This window comes from Burkholderia sp. YIM B11467 (genome assembly GCF_052952715.1).
This window is the reverse complement of sequence record NZ_JBQVSQ010000001.1, coordinates 1,330,720-1,352,355: the sequence shown is the minus strand read 5'-3', so window position 1 is coordinate 1,352,355 and position 21,636 is coordinate 1,330,720. Positions and strand designations below refer to the sequence as shown.

Sequence of the window (21,636 nt, the reverse complement as noted above, 5' to 3'; positions counted from 1 at the left end):
CCGGCGCGGGTTTGACGTGCCCGTACGCGCGCGGCAGAACGGGCCCGTCAGTCGGCCTTGTGATAGTGGCGGTACGCCTTCGCGCGATTGCCGCACGACGACATCGAGCACCAGCGGCGACTGCCGTTCTTGCTGTCGTCGATGAACAGCCACTGGCATGCGTCGTTCGCGCAACGCTTGACCTTCGCGAGCCGCGCGCCGCCGAGCAGGTCGATCGCCGACCACAGCACCGGGCTCAGCAGCCCCGCGAGCGTCGCGCCCGTTTCGCCGATCCGCCACGCATAACCGCCGTCGACGCGCGCCAGCGCGACGCGCGGCGACGCTTCCGCCAGGAAACCGCCGAGCAGCGCGAGATCGTCGGCCTGCGGCTCGCGCCGCTCGGCCTGCGCATGAAAGAGCCGATACAGCGCCTCGCGCAACGCGAGTGCGCGCGCCAGCATCGCCGGCTCGTCTTCCTCCGCGCCGCGTGCGCGGCACCGGTCGGCCAGGCCGGCCGGCACGCGGGCCTGCTCGCGGCACCACGCGAGCAGGTCGTCCATCGTTCCGAAGGTTTCCGTCGGCGGATCGCTGCCGCGCCAGTACAGCGTGTTCGCAAAATCGATGCTCAGGGTTTCGGGCGGCGCCGGAATCAGGCAGTCGATCGTGACGGAAGGTTGCGTATTGCTCATGCACGCATCGTATCTAACCACCATGCCGGTTGACAAGCTCGCAGGCGCTTCCTAACATAACCAGCATGGTGGTTAAAAACAGGTTGACTGCACTGACGCCCCCCCTTCAGTTCAAGGAGCCACAGATGATCGATCGCCTTTCCTGCAGAGTTATCCACAACGACGGCAGCCGCCCGTTCCACGACAGCATGCTCGGCGCGCTCCGCTACAAGCGGCTGGCATGGTGCCTGTAAGCAGGTTTGCCGCACTGACGTCCCCTTTCAGTTCAAGGAGCCAATGCACATGATTGATCACCTCTCCTTCGGCGTGGCCCACATCGGCCGCAGCCGCACCTTCTACGACAGCACGCTCGGCGCACTCGGCTACAAGCGGCTGTACAGCGACGACGGCTCGATCGGATACGGCACGGCCGAACCGGTGCTCTGGCTGCAGCATGCCGCCCGCCCCGTCGTCGCCGATCCCGATTCGGGGCTGCACCTGTCGTTCAAGGCCGCGTCGCCCGTCGAGGTCGACGCGTTCTACCGCGCCGCGCTCGAGCACGGCGGCCAGGACAACGGCGGGCCCGGCAAACGCGAGCACTACGGCCCCGGCTATTACGCGGCGTTCGTCGTCGATCCCGACGGATACCGGCTGGAAGCGCATTGCGAACTGGACAACATCGTGTAATCCGTTCGCGTACGAACGCCAAGGGCCCGATTCCGCTTGATGCGGAACCGGGCCCTCGCTTTTGAATCATCGCCGTCCGGTTGACGACGACCGCCGCAGGCGGTCGTTCAGCGGGATCGCGGCATGCGCGGTTATTGCGCGCCGCGCGTGCGCTGCAACTGCTCGCCGAGCCCTTCGATGCCGAGGCGCACCACCTGACCGGCCTTCAGGAACACCGGCGACGGCTTGATGCCCATGCCGACACCCGGCGGCGTGCCGGTCGTGATCACGTCGCCCGGCTGTAGGCGCATGCAGCTCGACAGATAGGCGATCAGCTGCGCGACGGTGAACACCATCGTGCGCGTGTTGCCGTTCTGATAGCGGTGGCCATCGACTTCGAGCCACAGGTCGAGACGCTGCGGATCGGGCACTTCGTCTCGCGTGACGAGCCACGGACCGATCGGGCCGAACGTGTCGAAGCCCTTGCCCTTGTCCCACTGGCCGCCGCGCTCGATCTGCCATTCGCGCTCGGACACGTCGTTGACGACGCAGTAGCCCGCGACGTAGTCGAGCGCGTGCGCTTCGTCGACGTCCTTGCAGGTCGCGCCGATCACAACGCCCAGCTCGACTTCCCAGTCCGTCTTGACCGAACCCTTCGGAATGTCGATGCCGTCGTTCGGGCCGCAGATCGAACTCGTCCACTTGCCGAACACGACCGGCTCCTTCGGGACCGGCATGCCGGCTTCGGCCGCGTGATCGGCGTAGTTCAGGCCGATGCCGATGAACTTGCCGACATGCCCGACACATGCGCCGATGCGCGGTTCGCCGGACACGAGCGGCAGCGTGGCCGGATCGATCGCACGCAGCCGCGCGAGACCCGCGTCGGACAGCGCATCGCCGGCAAGATCCGGCACATGCGCGGACAGGTCGCGAATCCGGCCGTCTGCGTCGAGGATGCCGGGCTTTTCCTGGCCGGACGGGCCATAGCGAAGCAGTTTCATCGTGCTCAACCTCTGTTGTCGAATGGGACAGGATACCGGCCGACGCGGCCATTCGCGGCCGCGCGCCAGACTGATTGTCGATCGTCGATTGCGCGCGTCGGCGCCGCATCCAGGATGGGCTTCGACGTGCGAGGGTCGCGCGGGCGCAGCGATCGAGGCGCCGCACGCAAGTACGGCACGCATCGAACGGGCGGCCGCCGGTCTGCGCATCGGCGACGACGGCCCGGCACCCGCGACATGGTCCGGCCTGTGCCGGCCGGCTTCACGCGCGGCCACGCCGTCGCTGGCCCGCACGCCTTTGTACCATCGGCCGCGCACCGTGAAATGACGCGCGACGGATACCGACTATTGGTGCGCCCGAGGACGTTGCGGCGCAGCATCGGACGCGCTCGCGCGGCCTGATCTGTCACGAATACCGGCATCGCCTGCCATCGGCACATGAATACTGGCTATTCGGGGTGCCCCTGTCATCGAGAACGTTTGCCAATCCGTTCTTGTCCGGTAATGATCGGTAAAAAGACGCTGCATTGCACACTGAATGTTTATTGCTAAGCTCGTACGAATGGCTTTCATTGCCATACGCGGGCCCGATTTATGCGCGTGCAGAACCGGCCAGCGTGCGTCGCCAACCGATCGACGGTAATCCCCCAACCTCACACCTAAAATGCAGACAACCAACGACCCGCTTCCCGGCTGCGACGCTCGGGAATCGATGGCCGCAATCGACCGCTATCGCGCACCCGCGCTCGACAAGGGCCTCGACATTCTCGAACTCCTGTCGGAACAGAAGGAAGGACTCACCCGCACCGAAATCACGAAGGAACTCGGCCGCAACGCGAGCGAGATCTACCGGATGCTCGAACGCCTCGTCGCACGCCGCTACGTGATGCGCTCGACCGGCGGCGACCGCTACACGCTCAGCCTCAAGCTGTTCGCGCTCGCGCACCGGCATCCGCCGATGAACCGGCTGATTGCCGAGGCACTGCCGCTGATGCAGCGCTTCGCCGACGCCGCCGAACAGTCGTGCCACCTGTCCGTCTACGATCGCGGCAACCTGCTCGTGATCGCGCAGGTCGACGGGCCCGGCCCGTGGGGTGTGTCGGTCCGGCTCGGCTCGCGCGTCGGACTCGCCGACACGGCGTCGGGGCGCGTGATGCTGGCCTTCCAGGGCCCCGAGCAGCGCGCGCACATGCTGACCGAGCATCGCAACATCCAGGGCGAAGCGCCGCTGAACGAGCAGGAACTCGCGAATGCATGCCTGTCCATCCGGCAGTCCGGCTACCTGCGCCAGGACAGCCGCCAGGCATACGGCGTGACCGACCTGACCGCACCGATCCTCGGGCCGTCCGGCCACGCGATCGGGGTGCTGACCTGCCCGTACATGCGCCGGATCGATGCGCACATGGCGTCGTCCGTCGACACGGTCGTCGAAGGGCTGCGCGACACGGCCGCCCATCTGTCGATGTGCCGCACTGAAACCTGCTGAGCCCGGGTTCACCGAAGCGCGCCGCGTGCAACCGCGGCCGCGCCGGCCGGGATCGCGCACGACCCCCGTGCGATGCGCGATACACGGTGCCATATCGTGCGCTTCCGGCGCTACGCTAAAATAGCGGCCCTCTCAAAAACTACGGCGGCCGGTTGTCGCGGCCGTCGTGTCCGATGGATGTCATGGCCAAACTTCTGAACGATCAAGAATTCCAGCGTTTCTCCGAACTTCAGCAGAAGCAGGCAAGCTTCACGATCACGCCCGAAGAGGCGGACGAACTGCGCGATATCGTCGCGCGCGCGCAGAAGAAGCGCGACGATCGTGCCGCCGCGATGCAGGCAATCGAGAACTACATCGAGCAGTTCGACATCACGCCCGACGAGCTCTTCTCGCCCGAGCAGATCGGCGACGCGGCACGCACCTACGGGCTGATCACGGCAACCAAGAAGGAACGTGCGCTGCCGCCGTCGATCACGTTCAACGGCAAGCCGTACCAGTGGACCAAGACGCTTCCGGATGACGTGCGCGGCGCGCTGTTCGACGCGTTCACGTCCGGCGAGTCGGTCAAGCGCTTCATCGCGATGCCGAAAGACATCGCACGTTGCGCACTGACGATCGCCCGCCTCGAGCGCGAAACCGGCGCCGTCTATGCCGATCCGCACCTCGAGGAACTCGCGATTTCGCGCGACCTGGTGAACGACGCGGCGTCGAAACTCGCTGCCTGAAAGTGATCACGGGCACGGTTCATGCGTGCCCGTATCTCCGCGTGACGCCGGCTTTGGCCGGCGCCGCGCTCGCGGAAACCATGCATCCGCATGCTCCCGAAAAGCCTCACCTTGGCGTCCCGCAAGCACTCACCCACGCCTCCCGAAAAAGCTCACCCAACGCTCCTGGAGACCCTCACCAAGGCCTCCCGAATGTCCTCACCGACACCTCCCGTAGGCCCTCACCAATGCGTCCCGGAAAGGCTCACCGGCGCCTCCCGCAGGTGCTCACCGGCCGCTCCCGGGAAGGCTCACCGAACGCTCCCGTGTCGCCTCACCACACGTTCCCGAAGAAGCTCACTCGCGGCTCCCGAAAAATCTCACCTTTGTCGCGATTTCGAATTTGCGACGCTGGATTGCGGTGGCAAATGCGTGCGAGCGCCTTGCGTGAAACGGACGCGCGGGACGAATGTCGGGGCACGTGGCAGGCGCTTCCCGGTGCCATGAGCGTAGCGATATCTCGATGGCGAACAGGTTCGATGCGCTTGAGGTGTTTCGCACAGGAAGCGGACTCGAATAATCTGCATTCCTGACGGTTCACGTTCGCGATACGCCGGGTATCGGGACCATCGACTTCAATGCGACGGCTCCGCGCTTCGGGCACCCGACAGTCGCTACGGCTGCAACTTCATCCTGAAGCCCACGACGCCGGGCTCCTCCGTCGTCGACACCGCAAAACCGCACGCCTTCGCGAGCGAGATCATCGCCGAATTCTCGCGTAGCGCTTCACCGATCATCCATGCGGTTCCGCGCGATCGCGCGTAATCGATGATGCGGGCCATCATCAGCCGGCCAAGCCCCTTGCCTTTCTGATCGGGCCGCACCGCGATCGCGAACTCGGCCGTCTCGTTGTCGGGATCGGCAACCGCGCGCGCCACCGCGAGCGTATGGTCCCGCCCCGACACATCGGTGTACGACACGATGAAGGCCATCTCGCGGTCGTAGTCGATCTGCGTCATGCGGGCCACCTGCGAATGATCGAAGCTGCGCACCGCGCCGAAGAAACGCATCCGCAGATCCTCCGGCGTCATCGCGCCGAGCAGTTCGTTGTGCGCGGCCTCGTCTTCCGGACGGATCGGACGGATCGTCACCGTCTCGCCGCGCCACTCGAGCGTTTGTTCAAGGTGGCGCGGATACGGCATGATCGCCAGCCGGCTGCGCCCTGCAGCTACCGTGATGCGCGGCGCGATCACCAGCGCGCGGTCGGACAGCACGCGCAGTGTGACGGACATCGCGACGACCTCGCGCACGTCACAGACGACCTGCGACAGCGCCGTCAGCGCGTCGAGCGTCGGCTCGACGGGCGTGCTGCGCGCATACGGCGAGCGCTCCATCACCGCGCGCGCGAGCACAGTGTTCAGCGGCGGCAGCCCGTAGACGACGAACGGCGCGGATACGCCGTCCGCAGGCGGCACCGCATAACGAAACACCGGACCGAAATTCGAATCGTCGTACATCTCGACCGTGACATCGACGACTTTCTCGCCGGCCGGCGCGTCAGCCTGCTCGCCCTGCAGACCGAAATGGGCCAGCCAGCGCAGCGCGGCTTCGCCGGCCAGTTCGTGCTGGCCGGCTTCGACCATCCGGCGCGCGTCGGCCTGCGCGGATGCAACGCACTCGGCCGGCTGCAGCGGCGTGCCCTCGGGCGTCTGCATCAGCAGTTGCCGCCCGAGGTTGTAGTCGACGAGACGCGCATACGCGCGCGCAAGCCGCTGCGGCGTCGTGTGTACGGGAATGCCGTTCGCGTGCAGCGCATCGCGCGTCGCCGCGTCGACCGCGCCGAAGAAACACGCGAGGATGCCGCGGTGCGCGAACTGCCGCGATTCGATGAGCGTGCGCGCAACCGAATCGGCTGGCGCGCTGTGGGAAGTCGAATGGACGACGAACAGCGTGCCTGTTTGCGGGAATGGCGCGAGCGCCTTGATCGCCGCTGCAAAGTGCTCGGGGCGCGCATCGTCGCCCAGCGTCAGCGGATTGCCGGGCGCCGCGAGATGCGGCAGCGCGGCCGACACGGCCGACGTGGCCGCCGGCGACCAGCCGGTCAGCACGTCGCGCACCTCGGCAACCGCATCGACCGCGAGTTTCGCGACGCCCGCATCGCTTGTCACGAGCGTCGCCGCGCCGCGCGCCGTGACGCGGCCGACGCCGAGCGTCTCGATCTCGTCGAGCAGATCGTCGAGCGCATCGACGCGCACCATCCCCGCGCGCTGGAACGCCGCCGTATAGAGTGCGTCGCCGGGATCGGCCCGCCCGGTGCGCAACGCGAGCACCGGCTTGTTGCGTGCGGCCGCGCGCGCGGCCGACATGAACTTGCGTGCGGCACGCACGGTATCGAGTTCGAGCAGGATCGCGCGCGTGCCGGGATCGCTCGCCAGATAGTCGAGCACGTCACCCGCATCGACGTCGGATTCGCTGCCGAGCGCGACGACATGCGAGAAGCCGAGACCGCGCGCATCGGCCCAGCCGAGCACCGCGTTCGTCAGCGCATTCGATTGCGACACCCACGCAACGCCGCCCGATCGCGCCGTATAGGCCGGCGCGCCGAAATGCGCATGCCGTGCGGGCGACAGCACGCCGAGGCTGCCGGGCCCGACGATACGGAGCACGAACGGCTTCGCCGCCTTGAGCGTGCGATCGAGCGCAACGCGATCGGCATCCGTGCGCGCCTCGCCGACGATCACCGCGACGCGCGTGCCGAGTTCGCCGAGCTTGCGCACGATGCCGGCCCAGGTCGCGGGCGGCGTGCAGATCAAGGCAATCGACGGCGGTGCCGGCAGCCTGTCGACATCGGAGACGACCGCATGCCCGTTCAGCTCGCGATACTTCGGGTTGACGGGCCACACGGGCCCCTGGAACGCGCCGTCGAGCACGCGCGACCACACCATCGCGCCGATACTGCCCGCACGCGATGACGCGCCGACGACCGCAACGGACTTGGGCTGGAACAACGCATCGAGATGGCGAACGGTCACATCGGCTCCCTGCGGTAACGAAAGACGACCCGATCGGCTTGCGGCCGGACAGGCCCCGCGCCGATCGACGCGAACCCCAAGCATAGGCGAAGCGCATGCGGCTGCCTATATGCCATACGGCCGACTATCCGACGCGCGTCAACGCTCGCACCATGGACCTGCAACACCAGTGCGGCAGGGCATCACCGCACGCCGGCCGCGCACGTTCGCACGGCGCGTACAACGCAAGCAACGCGGCACAACGCTGCGACCGCTTCCTCAAAGGTGAGGATTTACAGGAGCCATGGTGAGTATTTTCGGGAATTGCACGACGCAGCGCGCAAACGCGCGAAAGGTGATGAGAATCCGTGGCACGCGTGCACCGCGGAAATCGCGAATACCAATGCGCATGCGCTGCGCAATTGCACGGTTGTTTACCGGAATTCGCCGCTATAGGCAGTCGAATCGCGGCGAATTCGCAAAACGCGATCCGTTAATCGCGTGGCATTTCACGTCAATTCGTCAGCGGGAATCGCGCGGCGACTGCGCAAAAACAAAACGGTGCGACGGCCGCATGGCCGTTCGCACCGTCGGTCGGCGCACGAAAGGTGAGAATTTTCGGGAGTCAGTCCTTGATCAGGAAACGCGCGCGGTTCTTGCCGAGCCATGTCGGCGACCGCCCGCGGCCACTCCAGGTTTCACCCGTCTTGGGGTTCAGGTATTTCGGCGGCAGCGTACGCTTCGGCTTCGCGGCAGTAGCGGCGCTACCTGCCGGACGAAAACCGAGCTCTTCCGGCGTAATGTCGTATTCCTCGATTTTCGCGCGGATATCGGCAATCGCATCGGAAATCGCTTTTTCGCGTTCCTTGTCGATCTTTTGCTGAAGCCGTTCGAGCTGCGCGCTCAGTTGCCTGTAGGTCGCCATATGGATGGGACTCCGTGAGTGTTATTCGTAAAAAATAGGTGACTCTAAGCAAACAGAAAAGCACTTCGCCCGATCGAGGTCTCCTCAACCGGTCATTTCAGGATCAATAACCGCTTTTCTTCTTGCATGCGAAGAGAAGCTTTCGCGTGGCGTCATCACTCGATTGCTGAAGCACTTCGAAATCCCCGTTGCAGATGGCGCGGGCATTGTCCGTGCAATTGCTCCAGTCGCTGCCGGTGCATTGCACCTGCGTAGTCGGACGCCCGTCCGAAGTGAACAACGGCGCCGAGCCGCCGCACCCGCCGAGCCCCGCAACCAGAGCCAACACTACGGCCGCCCGAGGCCGCCGACAGACCGACGCAAGCATGTGTTTCATTGTTGTTCCCGTCAACCTTTTTTTGAATGTCGCGAGTATGCCATGCGCGGCCCGCCAGCCGTCAGTTCGGCGTACGCTCCGGTTGCCCGCGCGCCTTGTACGGCAGGCTCCGGCGCGGATCGTCGGTGATGCGAACGAACACCTGCTCGACGTCCGGAAGCGCCTCGAGTTCGCGCTGCAGCGCCTGGCGATCGAACGCCGGATCCGCGCATCCTTCGACATAAATAAAGCGCCGCTGCACGGTGATCCACAGGCTCGTGCCGCGCAAGTGATCGGAGCCGGCGAAGTGCGCCTTCGCGGCGTCGGCGATCGGCGCGTCATACATATACGAGTTCGGCTTCGTGCAGCGGTGGGCGAGCCAGCAGGTGGTGCCGCGTTCGGCGCGGTAATGCGCGTCGTCCGTCATCTCGGCCCGGGTCATCCACGGGCCGAGCGGCAACGGGCATTCGGCCAGGTCCTGCGACAGCGCGACGAACGGATCGTTGTACCAGTTGCGCCGCGCCTCGGGCGCGTCGGCGTCGCCCGACTGCGCGAGCGCGGAGGTCGCCAGCAACATGGTCAGCCATCCTGCGATGCCGATCCGCTTCATCGTGATCTCCTGTTCGAGGCTTTACGTCCGGCCGCATCCGCATCGCCGATCGGCCTACCGGTCGATTCCCAGCGCCGCCAGCTTCTTGTACAGCGTCGCGCGGCCGATCCCGATGCGCGCGGCCGCTTCCACGACCTTCCCGTCACAAGCCGCCAGCGCATCGGTCAGGAACTGGCGCTCCCACGCCGCCAATGCATCGGCATACGAAGCGGCCGGCGCACCGGCCGCACCAGCTACATCCCCCGCGCGCCGCTCGGCCGGCGAGGTGGCAACCCGCTGCGCCGGCAACGCGTCCGTCGATACGCGCACGGGCCCGAGGAACGGTGCAAGCGCACGCGCATCGATCACCGAACGGTCCGACAGCATCAGCGCGCGTTCGAGCGTGTTGCGCAACTCGCGCACGTTGCCGGGCCACGGATATGCGCACAGCATCCGCAGCGCATCGTCGGTCAGCTCGCAGTGCGCGGCGCGCCCGTGCTGGGCGGCCAGTTCCTCGAGCGTCGCGTAGACGAGCGCCGCGATGTCGGACGCCCGGTCGCGCAACGGCGGCGCGTGGATCGTCAGCACGTTCAGCCGGTAATAGAGATCCGCGCGAAAACGCCCGGCCTCCACGAGCGCCGGCAGGTCGGCCGATGTCGCGGCGATGATCCGGACGTCCGCGCGCACGATCCGGTTCGAGCCGACCGGCTCGAACTCCTTGTCCTGCAGCACGCGCAGCAGCTTGCCCTGCAACGGCAACGGCATGTCGCCGATCTCGTCGAGAAACAGCGTGCCGCGATCGGCCAGCTCGAACTTGCCGATGCGCCCCTTGCGGTCGGCGCCCGTGTACGCGCCGGGCGCCGCGCCGAAGAATTCGGTTTCGAGCAGCGTGTCGGGAATCGCGGCGACGTTGACGGTCACGAGCGGCTGGAGCGCCCGCGCCGACGCCGCGTGGATCGCATGCGCGAGCAGTTCCTTGCCGGTACCCGTCTCGCCGAGCAGCAGCACCGGCGAATCGACCTGCGCGGCCCGCCGCGCCTGACGCTTGGTTTCGAGGCTCGCGGCGCTCGTGCCGACGAAGCTCGCGAACGTGTATTTCGCACGGCGTGCCTGCGCGAGCGAACGCTGCGTCGCGATCAGTTGCTGCTGAAGCTGTGCGTAGCGGGAAAAGATCGGCGTGAGCGTCTTCAACTGGTCGAACAGCGCGAAGCCGATCGCGCCGACCGTCTCGCCGGCCTCGTTCTTCAGCGGCAGGCGCGTGACGACGAGCGGTTCGCGGCCTGTCTCCATGATGTCGAGCAGGATCGGCTGCCCGGTCGACACGACCTCGCGCATCAGGCTGTTCGGGATCACGGCCTCGCAGTCGAGCCCGACGGCCTGCTGCGGATCGGCGAAACCGAAGCGCGCCGCGTATCGCTCGTTCATCCACACGACACGCGCGTCGCGATCGACGACCACCGTGCCCGCGCTCGAATCCTCGAAGGTCCGGAACAGCGACTCGGCGGCACGCCGCAGCACGTCGCCGTAGTTGACGGGCAGGCGGACCCAGTCATTCATCATCGTGTCGTCGTCTCCGTGTACGCTGCACCGGATGTCTCCGGATCGAGACGAATTATCTCACTCTGGAGACACGTCGCAATGCGTTGCCCGGGAAAGCCCTGTGCGATTCCGCGGGCTGGCCGGACGGCCATCTCGTCTCCGGATCGAGACGTTTTATGTAGAATCGTCAGACATAGGCCGGCGCGGGCCCGCCAGCCTCCGGTGGCCCCATGTCCGGCGGCGCAATCCGGCCGATGGCACGAAACATGCACGAACCTGAGCCGGTCCGCGGCGCGTCGCGCGATCGAACAACAACCAAAGCCATTAGGAGACTCCCTTGTCCTTCGTGATCGTCCTCGCCGCGCTGGCGTTCCTGATGTACGCCGCGTATCGCGGCTACAGCGTGATCCTGTTCGCGCCCATCGCCGCACTCGGCGCGGTGCTCCTCACCGAACCCGCCGCCGTCGCACCGGTCTTCTCCGGCATCTTCATGGACAAGATGGTCGGCTTCGTCAAACTGTATTTCCCGGTCTTCATGCTCGGCGCGGTGTTCGGCAAGGTCATCGAACTGTCCGGGTTCTCGGAGTCGATCGTCCACGCGGCGATCCGCTACATCGGCCGCTCGCGCGCGAATGCGGTGATCGTCGCGGTGTGTGCGCTGCTCACCTATGGCGGCGTCTCGCTGTTCGTCGTGGTGTTCGCGGTCTATCCGTTCGCGGCCGAACTCTATCGCCAGAGCAACATCCCGAAACGGCTGATGCCCGGCGCGATCGCGCTCGGCGCGTTCTCGTTCACGATGGATTCGCTGCCCGGCACGCCGCAGATCCAGAACATCATCCCGACCACGTTCTTCAAGACGACCGCGTGGGCCGCGCCCGCGCTCGGCACGATCGGCTCGCTGTTCATCATCGTCGTCGGCCTCACGTATCTCGAATGGCGCCGCCGTTCGGCAATGGCGAAGGGCGAAGGCTACGGCACGGCGCTCGTCAACGAGCCGGAACGCGTCGAGGCGACGTCGCTGCCGCACCCGGCGCTCGCGATCCTGCCGCTGATCCTCGTCGGCGTGTCGAACTTCCTGTTCACGAAGCTGATCCCGCAGTGGTACGGCACCGCGTCGTATACGGTCGCGCCGGACGTGCTGCCGGGCGTGCACACGCCGGTGACGACGTCGATCAAGACGGTCGTCGCGATCTGGTCGGTCGAAGCCGCGCTGCTGCTCGGTATCGTGCTGGTCGTCCTGACCGCGTTCCGACGCGTCAGCGACCGCTTCGCGGCCGGCTCGAAAGCCGCCGTCGCCGGCGCGCTGCTCGCCGCGATGAACACCGCGTCGGAATACGGCTTCGGCGGCGTGATCGCCGCGCTGCCGGGCTTCCTCGTCGTCGGCGACGCACTGAAGAGCATCCCGAACCCGCTCGTCAACGCGGCCGTGTCGGTCAGCTCGCTCGCCGGCATCACGGGCTCGGCGTCGGGCGGCATGAGCATCGCGCTCGCCGCGATGTCGGACCTGTTCATCAAGGGTGCGCAGGCAGCCAACATTCCGATGGACGTGCTGCACCGGGTCGTCGCGATGGCGAGCGGCGGCATGGACACGCTGCCGCACAACGGCGCGGTCATCACGCTGCTCGCGGTCACGGGCCTCACGCACCGCGAGTCGTATCGCGACATCTTCGCGGTCACCGTCATCAAGACGCTCGCGGTGTTCTTCGTGATCGCCGTGTACTACACGACGGGGCTCGTGTAAGCCGCTGCATGAGGCGGCGTTCGGTACGCCGCCTCGCCGCCTGCCGCCTCGCCGCGGCAGGCCGCTTCAAGCCCGACCTGCGTTTCACGATCGGACCGCATGCGAACCGGAACGGATTCCGGATTTCGCATCCGGTCCGATTTCAATTCCCCGCTCGCCGGCTCCGGCCGAATCCACGCCGCCGCGCCCTTGCCTGACGCCCGGGCCACCGCGCCGCCATCCGGCACCGCCCGCCACCGCCCGCCACCGCCCACGCATTGTTGCCCGCAACAAAACACTGCGTTGGGCGCGATCGCATTTTTCGCGCGCCCGCCCCGGCCTACACTGGTTCCAACGTCACCCGGCGCTTCAACGAACGAAGCGCCGCGATTCACCGGAATCCTGGAGGTCCCGATCATGAAACGCCTGATTCACGCCGTTGCCATTGCCCTGGCCGTATCGGCCCCGCTCGCCGCGCAAGCGCAGTCGAACCAGCCGCTGACGCGCGCGCAGGTCCACGCCGAAGTGAAGGCGCTCAAGCAGGCCGGCTTCCAGTCGAGCGACTGGTTCTATCCGGCCAGCATCGTTTCCGCCGAAGCGAAGATTGCCCGTCAGCACGACGCCGGCTACGGCAGCGATCGCGGCGCGTCGTCGGAGTCGGGCCAGTAATCCGTCGTCCGGCCCGCTCGACGATGCCTACGTACGTCGTTACGCCTTCACGGGCTGGATCAGCTTCGCGCAGGCCGCTGCCTGCGGATCGCCCGCGGGCAGCTTCCCGCATACGCCGTCGAACTGCTTCACGAACGACCTGACCGACGCATCGTGCGCGCCGCTGCTGCGCCAGTGGTTCAACTGCGTGACGACCTTGGTCAACGCGCGCAGGTTCGCGCCGTAGAACGCATCGCGGGTCTTGTCGGCCTGGGCGAGCACACTCGCGGCAATCCCTTCGATGCGCGCCGAATCGTCCGGCGCCAGTTGCACTGCATTCGCAAAATAGGTCGCCCCCCAGCGCAGCTTCGTCGCCGGCCCGCTCGCCGACTCGTATGCCTTGCGATACCAGTCGAGTGCCGCGGCCTTGTCGCCGCGCGCCTTCGCATTCGCGGCCAGCCCGGACATGAAGTAATACGGTGTGGACGAACGCGGCAATTCGGCCTTCAGCAACACATCCGACTCGTCGTACAGCCCCGCATCGGTCAGCGTGTCCGCGCCTTCGCTGACGAGCGCCTGCCGCTCGTACGCATTCGCGGCGCCCTGCACCGACGCGGCGATCTGCTTGCGCGCCGTGTCGGCCAGCGCCGGCGCAGCAAGCGGCGCACCCTTGCCCGCGTCGCCGCGCGCGAGCAGCACGCGGCCGTGCAGCGCCATCAGCCGGTCGATCGACGACAGCGTGGTATCGGTCGACAGACGCGCGAGCGCCGTGTCGTAGGCGCCGCGCAACTTCGCGCGCTGCGCGTCGTCGCCGCCGAGGTACGCGACCACGCGTGCGGGTGCCGCGACCAGCACATCCGAATCGGCCCGCGACAACACGGGATCGTGCAGCACCGTGCGCAGCGAATCGGCGAGCGCTGCCTTGTCGAGCGTACCGGCCTGCGCCGGATCGTCCGACGCGGCGACGACCGCCGACTTCAGCGCGAACCGCGCCGAATCGGCCTTCGCGCCGGCCACCCGCGCGCGTTGCGAGAGCGACTGCAGCGTCTCGGCGACACGATCGGCCGGCACCGGCAGCGCGCCGTCGGTGTCCCACGAGTAGTCAGCCAGCAGACGCCATTCGTCCGGCGTCAGCGACGCGCCGTTCTTCAGCGCGTTCGCGAGCGTCTGCCGCACCGGATGCGCGGCCGTCATCCCGAGCGACAGCGCCTGCATGTAGCGATCGAGATCGGCTTCGCCCGGCAGCCGCGTCACTTCGGTGCCGTCTGGGCGGAACAGGATCATCGTCGGATAGCCGTGCACCTTGAAACGCTCGCCGAGCTTCTGCGCGCTTTCGGTATCGCCGTCGAGATACACGGGCACGAAGAACGACGAGCGGGTCTTGAAGGCCTGCTGGCTGAAGATGGTCGACTTCACCTGGTTGCACGACGGGCACCATACCGCGCCCCAGTAGAGCAGCAGCGGCTTGCCGGTGCGCTTCGCGAGCGCGAACGCGGCATCGACGTCACCGTGCTGCCATGCGATGCCGGGCGGCAGATGCGCACCGTCGGGCGATGCGCTCGATACCGCGGTACTCGAAGGCGCGGCAGCGGCAAACGCCGCACCCGCGGCGGCGAACAGGCAGGCGGCAGTCAGATTCCGGAGAGCGGTTTTCATCGAAGCGGTTCCGTTGAAAGAGACGGTTGCGGGAAGGTGCGGCGCGCGAAACGGTGGCCATCAAGCAATGGCCAGGAGGCGATGACGATGAAACGCGCCGACGTGCGGTACGCCGCACGCATCGATACGGACAAACGAATGCCGGCCGAAGCGACCGGCAAATCATTCAACGATACGATTGACGCAGCCAGCGGGAAACGAACGAATTCTCGAATGAATATGACGCGCGACACCACGGCCGCGCGTGCCGTCACATGCGCGTCGGCAGGCCCTTCATTGCCGCCCCTTGATCCGCGCCATGTGATACACGGACGCATGCACGCCATCGCGCAGCGCGTAGCCCGGCGATTCGCCTTCGATCCGGAAACCGTGCTTTTCATAGAGCGCGATCGCCGCGCGGTTGTCGGTGAACACGGTCAACTCGAGACGCGTGACGTTCAGCCAGTTTTCCGCGAGATCGATCGCGGCCGCGAGCAGCCGGCCGCCGACGCCGCGCCCGTGATGCGCCGCATCGACCATCATGCCGAGCCCCGCCGCATGGCGCCGGCGCGGATTCGGCTCCGATTCCAGGCCAAGATGGCCGACCACCGTGCCGTCGATTTCGGCGACGAGGCTCGCGCCGCGCTCGTGCGCGTTGTCGAGCCGCTTCCGCCATTTCTCGAGCGACGGAAACGGATACTGCAGCGTGTTCATGTACACCGCGGGATGCGCGGCGATCTGCCGGATCGCGTCGACGTCGTGCGTCTCGCTGTGCCGGATCTTGATGTCGGTCATGGGTGGGCCGGTTCCGAAAAGTCGCGCCGATCGCGCGGACTGCGCACACGCGCAGCAACGTTTCGAGCTTAGCCGATTTCACGCATTTGAAACATGGGTGTCGCGTTGTCGCGGGATGCCGTTGTATCCGCAACGACACGCAATCTCGCGCCCGCCGCGACCCGGAAAAACCTGACCGATTCCACACGCGGCGATCGGAAATTCCTTACCCTCTGCCGCCACGCATCACGCTCCCCAAAATCGTTGCGCACACAACGTCACGCGCACGACTTGCGATGTCATGTCGTCCACCCAATCCGGCTTGCGACGGACCGATGCGTATCGATGTCCTGGCCCATGCATCGCAAGCGCGCGCACCGATGCAGGCACCGGCACGGTCATGCTGAACGAACACGGGCCGCGCCGCCGCCGTGTTGCACGTCTGTGACAAGCCGCGCACGCCGCCAATGGCGGTAAATATGACCTGTTGGTACTCGGCCCGGACGGCGATCGCCGGCGACCACCCGGATGGCACTAGAGGCTCGACTCGACAACGCGTGCCGGCCGCCTCTGACGCCGCCGCTGCGACGCACGTTGCAGCGCGTATCGCCGCCGACCGCGAACGCCGTCCGGGCGCCGGCCGCGGCCGCGCCCGATCCGACTGAAACGCCCGCCCAGCACGGGTCAAACATCAGAAGGATCGGTGGTGTAACCCTCATTTCACCCCACGAAAATGCTCCGTATTGCCGCCCGTTCGCGTTAAACTGCGTCAAGCTGTGTTCAACAAAGACATCTTTGCCGCTACGGCATCCACGATACGAGGATAGGTTCGATGCGCACTACCGGCTCATCCGGGGCAATGACCCTGCTCACCGAACACGACCCGGCCGACGGCCGCGAATTGCGCTCGCTCCGGCTCGAATCCACCGGCGACGGCAAGAGCGTGCTGCTGATCGAGATCGACGAACGCAAGCCCGGCATCCACCGCGAGATCCGCTACGAGATCACGCCGGCCGAACTCATCGCGGCGATCCGTTCGCACGGCGCCGAGCTGCCCGGCGAAAACCACGGCGCCGCATCGCTGGCCCGCACCACCTCCTGAATTCAAACGGTGAGCCGTGCGCAGCGCGCCGGCTCACCGACATCTCCCTGCCGCCGCCAGGCGCTTTGCGTCATTCCCGCCGCTGTCTTGAAAATGGCCGATAATCGGCCCATCTGCGTTTCCTGCCCACGCACTCCCTTTTCGGCCAGCCGTCATGCTCCGTGACCTCGTCGCCCAGTACGGGCCGCTTCTCGTCTTCGCCAACGTGCTCGCGGCGGCCATCGGCCTGCCGGTGCCCGCGATGCCGACGCTCGTGCTGTTCGGCGCGATGGCCGGGATGCACCCGGAAATGATCGGCTCGCAGCTCTTGACGGTGGTGGCGCTGTCGGTGTTCGGCGCACTGATCGGCGACACCGTCTGGTACGTCGCCGGACGGCGTTACGGCGGTGCGACGCTGAAGACGATCTGCCGGCTGTCGCTGTCGCGCGATACCTGCGTGAGAAAGACCGAACGCTTCTTCGGCCGCTACGGCGTGCGGGTGCTCGCGGTCGCCCGTTTCATTCCCGGGCTGTCGCTCGTATCGGTGCCGATGGCCGGCGCGCTCGGCACGCGCTATCGCACGTTCGCCGGTTACGACGCGCTCGGCGCCGCGCTGTGGACGATCGTCGGGCTGGTGGCCGGAATCGTGTTCTACCGGCAGATCGACTGGCTGTTCGCCGGCGCGAGCCGCCTCGGCCGCGCGGTGCTGGTGGTGATCGTCGCGCTGCTGGCCGTGTATGCGGCGATCCGCTGGATGCGCCGCCGCGCGCTGATCCGCCAGCTCGCCCACGCGCGGATCGGCGTCGACGAACTCGACGATCTGCTGCGCGACGCCGCCGCGCCGGTGGTGCTCGACGTGCGCTCGCCCGAGCACCGCAAGCTCGACCCGTTCACGATTCCCGGTGCGCAGTTCGCGGACGAGCGGCAGATCGCCGACATCGTCGCGCGCTATCCGTTCTCGCAGAAGTTCGTCGTGTACTGCTCATGCCCGAACGAAGTGACGGCCGCGCTGATGGCGAAACGCCTGCTCGACGCAGGCTTCACCGATGCGCTCGCGCTGCGCGGCGGCCTCGATGCCTGGCGCGATACGGGCCGCCAGCTGACGTCGCTCGTGGAAGAGATGCCCGCCGCGAACGATCCGGTCGCGGGGTTGCACCGACCGGCCTGATCGCACCGATTACAGGCCGGCCGCGCAATGCGGGGGACGATGCGTCCCCCTTCGATCAGAACGCGTGCAGCGGCAGGTTCACGACCAGACGGTACTCGCGGTTCGTCGCGTCGGAGTAGTGCGCCGAACCGTTGTGCCACATCGCGATGAACGTGACCTTCGTGTCCTTCAGCTTGCCGCTCTGGAACGTGTACGACGGGATGAAGCCGAACTCGTGGTGACGGCCCTGCACCGGCGCGCCGTTGCTCCAGTAGATGCTCGACTTGGTCGGGTCGTTCGCCGCGCCCGCGCTGCCGTCCGCACCCCAGCCCGTCACGCCCCAGACCATCGCCTTGAAGCCCGGCAGGCCCGCTTCCTTGCCGTAGAACGTGTAACGCAGCTGCAGCGACTTTTCGTGCGGCGCGTTGTAGTCGACGTCCATCGAGTTGGTCAGGAAGATCCCGTTCGTTTCGTTCAGGTAGTCGAAGAACTGGTCGCCGAGCACCTGCTGGAAGCCGAGCAGCAGCTCGTGCGGGCCGTGCTGCGCGGCCACCGACAGGCTGTATGCGTTGTTGTCGATCTTGCCCTGCAGCGCATCGCCCGTGTCGTGCGTCGAGTAGACGTTGCCGAAGCCCGTCCACTTGATCGTCTGCGGGCTGCCGATGCTGTGCTTCACCGACGCGTAGTACTGGTGCCACACGTCGTCGGCCTGGTTCGCGTACAGCGCGACTTCGCCGTTCGGCGAGTAGTCCCACGTGCCGCCGACATACGACAGGCGATTGATGCGCGTGCCGCCGTATTGCGTCGTCAGGTTGGTCAGCGTCGTGTGACCGCGCGCGTTGGTCTTCGTGAAGCTGCCGGCCTCGAGCATCACGTTCTTGAATTCATTGCTGACGATCGTCGTGCCGAGGAACGTCGGCGGCAGCGCACGGTTGTCGTGCTGCTCCATGAACGGGTTGTCGACGGCCTGCAGACCGTACTTGATCACCGTGTTCGAGATGCGCGCCTTGATGTCGTAGATGCCCGGGTAGGCCCACGCGAGCTGGTTGCTGCCGCCGCCGCCCTTGGCGATGTGCACCATGCTGCCGGCGCCCTGGCCGCCGTCGAGCTTCAGCGCTGCATACAGCGATGCGTCGAAACCGATTCCGATCAGGCCCGTCGTATAGCCCGACTCGAAGTTCGCCATCGCGCCCTGCACCCATGCGTGGCGATGCGGGCCGCCCTTGCTGTCGAGCACGTCCGAATAGTTGCGGAACAGGAAGTCGAGATGGCTGTCGGCAATGAAGCCCTTCGACTTCGACTGGGCCGACGGCTCATCGGGCGGCGTGACGGCCTGGGTCGCTTCGGCGTTGACAATGGCGTTCTGCGTCGGTGCGCCCGTGCCGTTGGCCGGTGCGGCCTGCGCGACCTGCAGCGGCGCGGGGGCCGCGTCGTCGGCGTGCGCCACGCCCGTCAGCGAGACACCGGCCAGCGCCGGCAGTCCCCATGCAAGCAGCATCTTCGATGCCGTCCCGATCGTCTTCTGTTTTTTCATCGTATTTCTCGTCTTGTGTTGATATCGTCCACGCCGGTCGCGATCCGCTCCCGGCCCCCCGGCGCGCCCGGTTAAGGACGCGCCTGTACCCGCGGCGCGAAGATCATTCGCGCCGCCCCTGCCCCTGTTGACCAGCCTTGGTTTTGTTTGCCGAGCTACTTCAAATCACGCCGCACCCGCACGAATGCACGCGACACGCGCCGCCGACCCCTGCCGCACTTCCGGCAGCGGCACGTCCTGCGCGCACGCATCGATCGCGACCGGGCAGCGCGTGCGGAACGCGCAGCCGGACGGCGGGTTGAGCGGCGAGGGCATCTCGCCCGCCAGCAGCATCGGACGGCGAGCACGCTCGCGCGCCGGCTCCGGCGTCGGCGCCGCATCGAGCAGCGCCTTCGTGTACGGGTGCTGCGGCACGCCGTACACGTCATGCCGCGTGCCGAACTCCATCACGCGGCCGAGATACATCACGAGCACACGCTGGCTGATCGCCTTCACCACGGCGAGATCGTGTGCAACGAACAGATAGGACAACGACAGTTCGCGTTGAAGATCGCGCAGCAGGTTCACGATCTGCGCCTGGATCGACACGTCGAGCGCCGACACGGGCTCGTCGCAGATCACGAGCTTCGGCTCGCCGATCAGCGCGCGTGCGATGCCGACGCGCTGGCACTGCCCGCCGGAAAATTCGTGCGGGTAGCGCAGCAGGTGATGCGCGTTCAGGCCGACGCGTTCGAGCATCGCGACCACGCGGCGGCGCACTTCGGTGCGGCCGAGGCCGGCCTGGTGCGTGACGAGCGGCTCGGCGACGACCTGCTCGATCGTCATGCGCGGATCGAGCGACGCAAGCGGATCCTGGAAGATCATCTGCACTTCGCGCCGCATCGCGTTGCCGCGCAGGTGATCGGGCGTGACGGCTTCGCCACGCCATTTCACGGTGCCGGCCGTCATCGGCACGAGGCCGATCAGCGCGCGCGCGAGCGTCGACTTCCCGCAGCCCGATTCGCCGACGAGCCCGACCGTTTCGCCGCGCTTCACGTCGAACGACACACCGTCGACCGCGCGCAACGTGCCCTTCGGCGACCACGGATAACCGCCGAGCGGCACGCGGAAATGCACCTTCAGATCCTCGACGGACAGCAGCGTGTCGTCCGTCGCGCCGGCATTGCGGCGTTCATTGACGCTCATCGCAGACCTCCCGCCAGATCGGCGACGGGGCGGTGGCATGCGCGCACCGCGCCCACGGCGCCATAGGTTTCGAGCGCCGGGCGCGCGGCGCCACAGCGTTCTTCCGCATACGTGCAGCGCTTCGCGAACGCGCAGCCGGCCGGCGCGGTGCCGGGCATCGGCGGGTTGCCGGGAATCGCGACGAGCGGCGCATCGTGCGCGTCGGTCAGGCGCGGCAGCGCGTTGAGCAGGCCGATCGTGTACGGATGCGACGGCGTCGCGAAGATCGATTCGGCCGGCGCGTATTCGACGGTGCGGCCCGCATACATGACCATCACGTCGTCCGCGAGGCCGGCGACCACGCCCATGTCGTGCGTGATCAGCACGATCGCGGTGCCGCGCTCGCGATTCAGCTCGCGCAGCAGGTCGATGATCTGCGCCTGCACGGTCACGTCGAGCGCGGTGGTCGGCTCGTCGGCGATCAGGATTTCCGGTTCGGACAGCAGCGCCATCGCGATCATCACGCGCTGGCGCATGCCGCCGGAAAACTCGTGCGGATACATGCGGATGCGCCGCGCCGCGTCGGGAATGCGCACCGATTCGAGCGCCTCGATTGCACGCTTGATCGCTTCCTTGCGCGACAGCTTGCGATGCAGCTGCAGCGTCTCGGTCATCTGCCGCTCGATCGTCAGGAACGGATTGAGCGACGTCATCGGATCCTGGAAGATCATCGCGATGCGGTCGCCGCGCACCCGGTTCAGCGCGCGCGTATCCATCTCGAGCAGGTTGTCGCCGCGGTAGTGTGCGGTGCCGGTCGTCGTGCCGTTGCCGGCCAGCAGGCCGAGCAGCGCCATCACGGTCTGGCTCTTGCCGGAGCCCGATTCGCCGACGATGCCGAGCGTCTTGCCGGCTTCGAGCGAGAACGACACGCCGCTCACGGCGTCGATCGGCGGCGCGTCCTTGCGCGTGAAGCGCACGCCGAGGTTGTCGACTTCTAGTAGTGCACCCAT

The 21,636-nt window shown here is 66.8% G+C and carries 20 protein-coding genes; 7 read left to right on the top strand and 13 right to left on the bottom strand.

What is annotated here, in order from left to right; translation table 11 throughout:
- Positions 1–47: 47 nt before the first annotated feature.
- On the bottom strand, positions 48–668 hold the full coding sequence (locus ACTRWB_RS06150) for a CGNR zinc finger domain-containing protein (RefSeq protein ID WP_446901269.1): 621 nt from the start codon (positions 666–668) through the stop codon (positions 48–50).
- Between the two features lie 282 nt (positions 669–950).
- On the opposite strand from ACTRWB_RS06150, the gene ACTRWB_RS06145 reads away from it, so the two are divergent.
- Positions 951–1,334: a VOC family protein gene (locus ACTRWB_RS06145; RefSeq protein ID WP_193099606.1), complete on the top strand. Its 384-nt coding sequence runs from the start codon at positions 951–953 to the stop codon at positions 1,332–1,334.
- 131 nt (positions 1,335–1,465) lie between these two features.
- On the opposite strand, the gene ACTRWB_RS06140 is transcribed toward ACTRWB_RS06145, so the two are convergent.
- Positions 1,466–2,314, bottom strand: coding sequence for an ureidoglycolate lyase (locus ACTRWB_RS06140; protein ID WP_048246084.1), 849 nt, complete (start codon positions 2,312–2,314; stop codon positions 1,466–1,468).
- Between the two features lie 664 nt (positions 2,315–2,978).
- Between ACTRWB_RS06140 and ACTRWB_RS06135 the strand changes: the two genes are divergently transcribed.
- Together ACTRWB_RS06135 and ACTRWB_RS06130 are read left to right on the top strand one after the other, a co-directional pair.
- Positions 2,979–3,800: an IclR family transcriptional regulator gene (locus ACTRWB_RS06135; RefSeq protein ID WP_446901268.1), complete on the top strand. Its 822-nt coding sequence runs from the start codon at positions 2,979–2,981 to the stop codon at positions 3,798–3,800.
- A gap of 173 nt (positions 3,801–3,973) precedes the next feature.
- The gene (locus ACTRWB_RS06130) at positions 3,974–4,525 is read left to right on the top strand and encodes a hypothetical protein (protein WP_129515993.1); all 552 of its coding nucleotides are present in this window, start codon (positions 3,974–3,976) and stop codon (positions 4,523–4,525) included.
- A 653-nt stretch (positions 4,526–5,178) separates the two neighbouring features.
- On the opposite strand, the gene ACTRWB_RS06125 is transcribed toward ACTRWB_RS06130, so the two are convergent.
- From ACTRWB_RS06125 to ACTRWB_RS06105, 5 genes are all read right to left on the bottom strand, one after another.
- Positions 5,179–7,536 (bottom strand): GNAT family N-acetyltransferase, encoded by a 2,358-nt coding sequence (locus ACTRWB_RS06125; RefSeq protein WP_419688332.1) that lies wholly within the window; start codon positions 7,534–7,536, stop codon positions 5,179–5,181.
- A gap of 604 nt (positions 7,537–8,140) precedes the next feature.
- Positions 8,141–8,440 carry an H-NS histone family protein gene (locus tag ACTRWB_RS06120; RefSeq protein ID WP_446901267.1) on the bottom strand — a complete coding sequence of 100 codons (300 nt, stop codon included), beginning with the start codon at positions 8,438–8,440 and terminating at the stop codon, positions 8,141–8,143.
- 103 nt (positions 8,441–8,543) lie between these two features.
- A complete protein-coding gene (locus tag ACTRWB_RS06115) occupies positions 8,544–8,816 on the bottom strand; it encodes a hypothetical protein (RefSeq protein ID WP_226800279.1) in 273 nt (90 codons plus the stop codon).
- Between the two features lie 61 nt (positions 8,817–8,877).
- Complete coding sequence (locus ACTRWB_RS06110) at positions 8,878–9,405, bottom strand: BON domain-containing protein (protein ID WP_446901266.1); 528 nt, start codon at positions 9,403–9,405, stop codon at positions 8,878–8,880.
- A gap of 54 nt (positions 9,406–9,459) precedes the next feature.
- Positions 9,460–10,944, bottom strand: coding sequence for a sigma-54 interaction domain-containing protein (locus tag ACTRWB_RS06105; protein ID WP_129515998.1), 1,485 nt, complete (start codon positions 10,942–10,944; stop codon positions 9,460–9,462).
- 316 nt (positions 10,945–11,260) lie between these two features.
- Here ACTRWB_RS06105 and ACTRWB_RS06100 point away from each other — a divergent pair, with 316 nt between their 5' ends.
- Together ACTRWB_RS06100 and ACTRWB_RS06095 are read left to right on the top strand one after the other, a co-directional pair.
- Entirely contained in the window at positions 11,261–12,664 is a 1,404-nt protein-coding gene (locus ACTRWB_RS06100) for a GntP family permease (RefSeq protein WP_193099599.1), read from the top strand.
- A gap of 396 nt (positions 12,665–13,060) precedes the next feature.
- Complete coding sequence (locus ACTRWB_RS06095; RefSeq protein WP_129516000.1) at positions 13,061–13,312, top strand: DUF4148 domain-containing protein; 252 nt, start codon at positions 13,061–13,063, stop codon at positions 13,310–13,312.
- 39 nt (positions 13,313–13,351) lie between these two features.
- Here ACTRWB_RS06095 and ACTRWB_RS06090 read toward each other — a convergent pair whose 3' ends face one another.
- Genes ACTRWB_RS06090 through ACTRWB_RS06080 form a run of 3 tightly spaced genes read right to left on the bottom strand, consistent with a single transcriptional unit; the run spans position 13,352 to position 15,721 of the window.
- Positions 13,352–14,947, bottom strand: coding sequence for a thioredoxin family protein (locus tag ACTRWB_RS06090; protein ID WP_446901265.1), 1,596 nt, complete (start codon positions 14,945–14,947; stop codon positions 13,352–13,354).
- Positions 14,944–15,201 carry a hypothetical protein gene (locus ACTRWB_RS06085; protein WP_446901264.1) on the bottom strand — a complete coding sequence of 86 codons (258 nt, stop codon included), beginning with the start codon at positions 15,199–15,201 and terminating at the stop codon, positions 14,944–14,946. Before ACTRWB_RS06085 ends, ACTRWB_RS06090 begins: the two co-directional genes overlap by 4 nt.
- Before the next feature lie 19 nt (positions 15,202–15,220).
- Positions 15,221–15,721, bottom strand: a complete 501-nt coding sequence (locus ACTRWB_RS06080) for a GNAT family N-acetyltransferase (protein WP_446901263.1) — start codon at positions 15,719–15,721, stop codon at positions 15,221–15,223.
- A gap of 811 nt (positions 15,722–16,532) precedes the next feature.
- Between ACTRWB_RS06080 and ACTRWB_RS06075 the strand changes: the two genes are divergently transcribed.
- Entirely contained in the window at positions 16,533–16,802 is a 270-nt protein-coding gene (locus ACTRWB_RS06075; protein ID WP_129516003.1) for a hypothetical protein, read from the top strand.
- A 154-nt stretch (positions 16,803–16,956) separates the two neighbouring features.
- Positions 16,957–17,949: a DedA family protein/thiosulfate sulfurtransferase GlpE gene (locus ACTRWB_RS06070; protein WP_193099595.1), complete on the top strand. Its 993-nt coding sequence runs from the start codon at positions 16,957–16,959 to the stop codon at positions 17,947–17,949.
- A gap of 55 nt (positions 17,950–18,004) precedes the next feature.
- Here the strand turns inward: ACTRWB_RS06070 and ACTRWB_RS06065 are convergent, their stop codons facing one another.
- The 3 genes from ACTRWB_RS06065 to ACTRWB_RS06055 form a co-directional block, all read right to left on the bottom strand.
- Positions 18,005–19,462: an OprD family porin gene (locus ACTRWB_RS06065; protein WP_129516005.1), complete on the bottom strand. Its 1,458-nt coding sequence runs from the start codon at positions 19,460–19,462 to the stop codon at positions 18,005–18,007.
- 165 nt (positions 19,463–19,627) lie between these two features.
- Entirely contained in the window at positions 19,628–20,647 is a 1,020-nt protein-coding gene (locus ACTRWB_RS06060; protein WP_164992065.1) for an ABC transporter ATP-binding protein, read from the bottom strand.
- Positions 20,644–21,636 (bottom strand): ABC transporter ATP-binding protein, encoded by a 993-nt coding sequence (locus tag ACTRWB_RS06055; RefSeq protein WP_343491235.1) that lies wholly within the window; start codon positions 21,634–21,636, stop codon positions 20,644–20,646. Before ACTRWB_RS06055 ends, ACTRWB_RS06060 begins: the two co-directional genes overlap by 4 nt.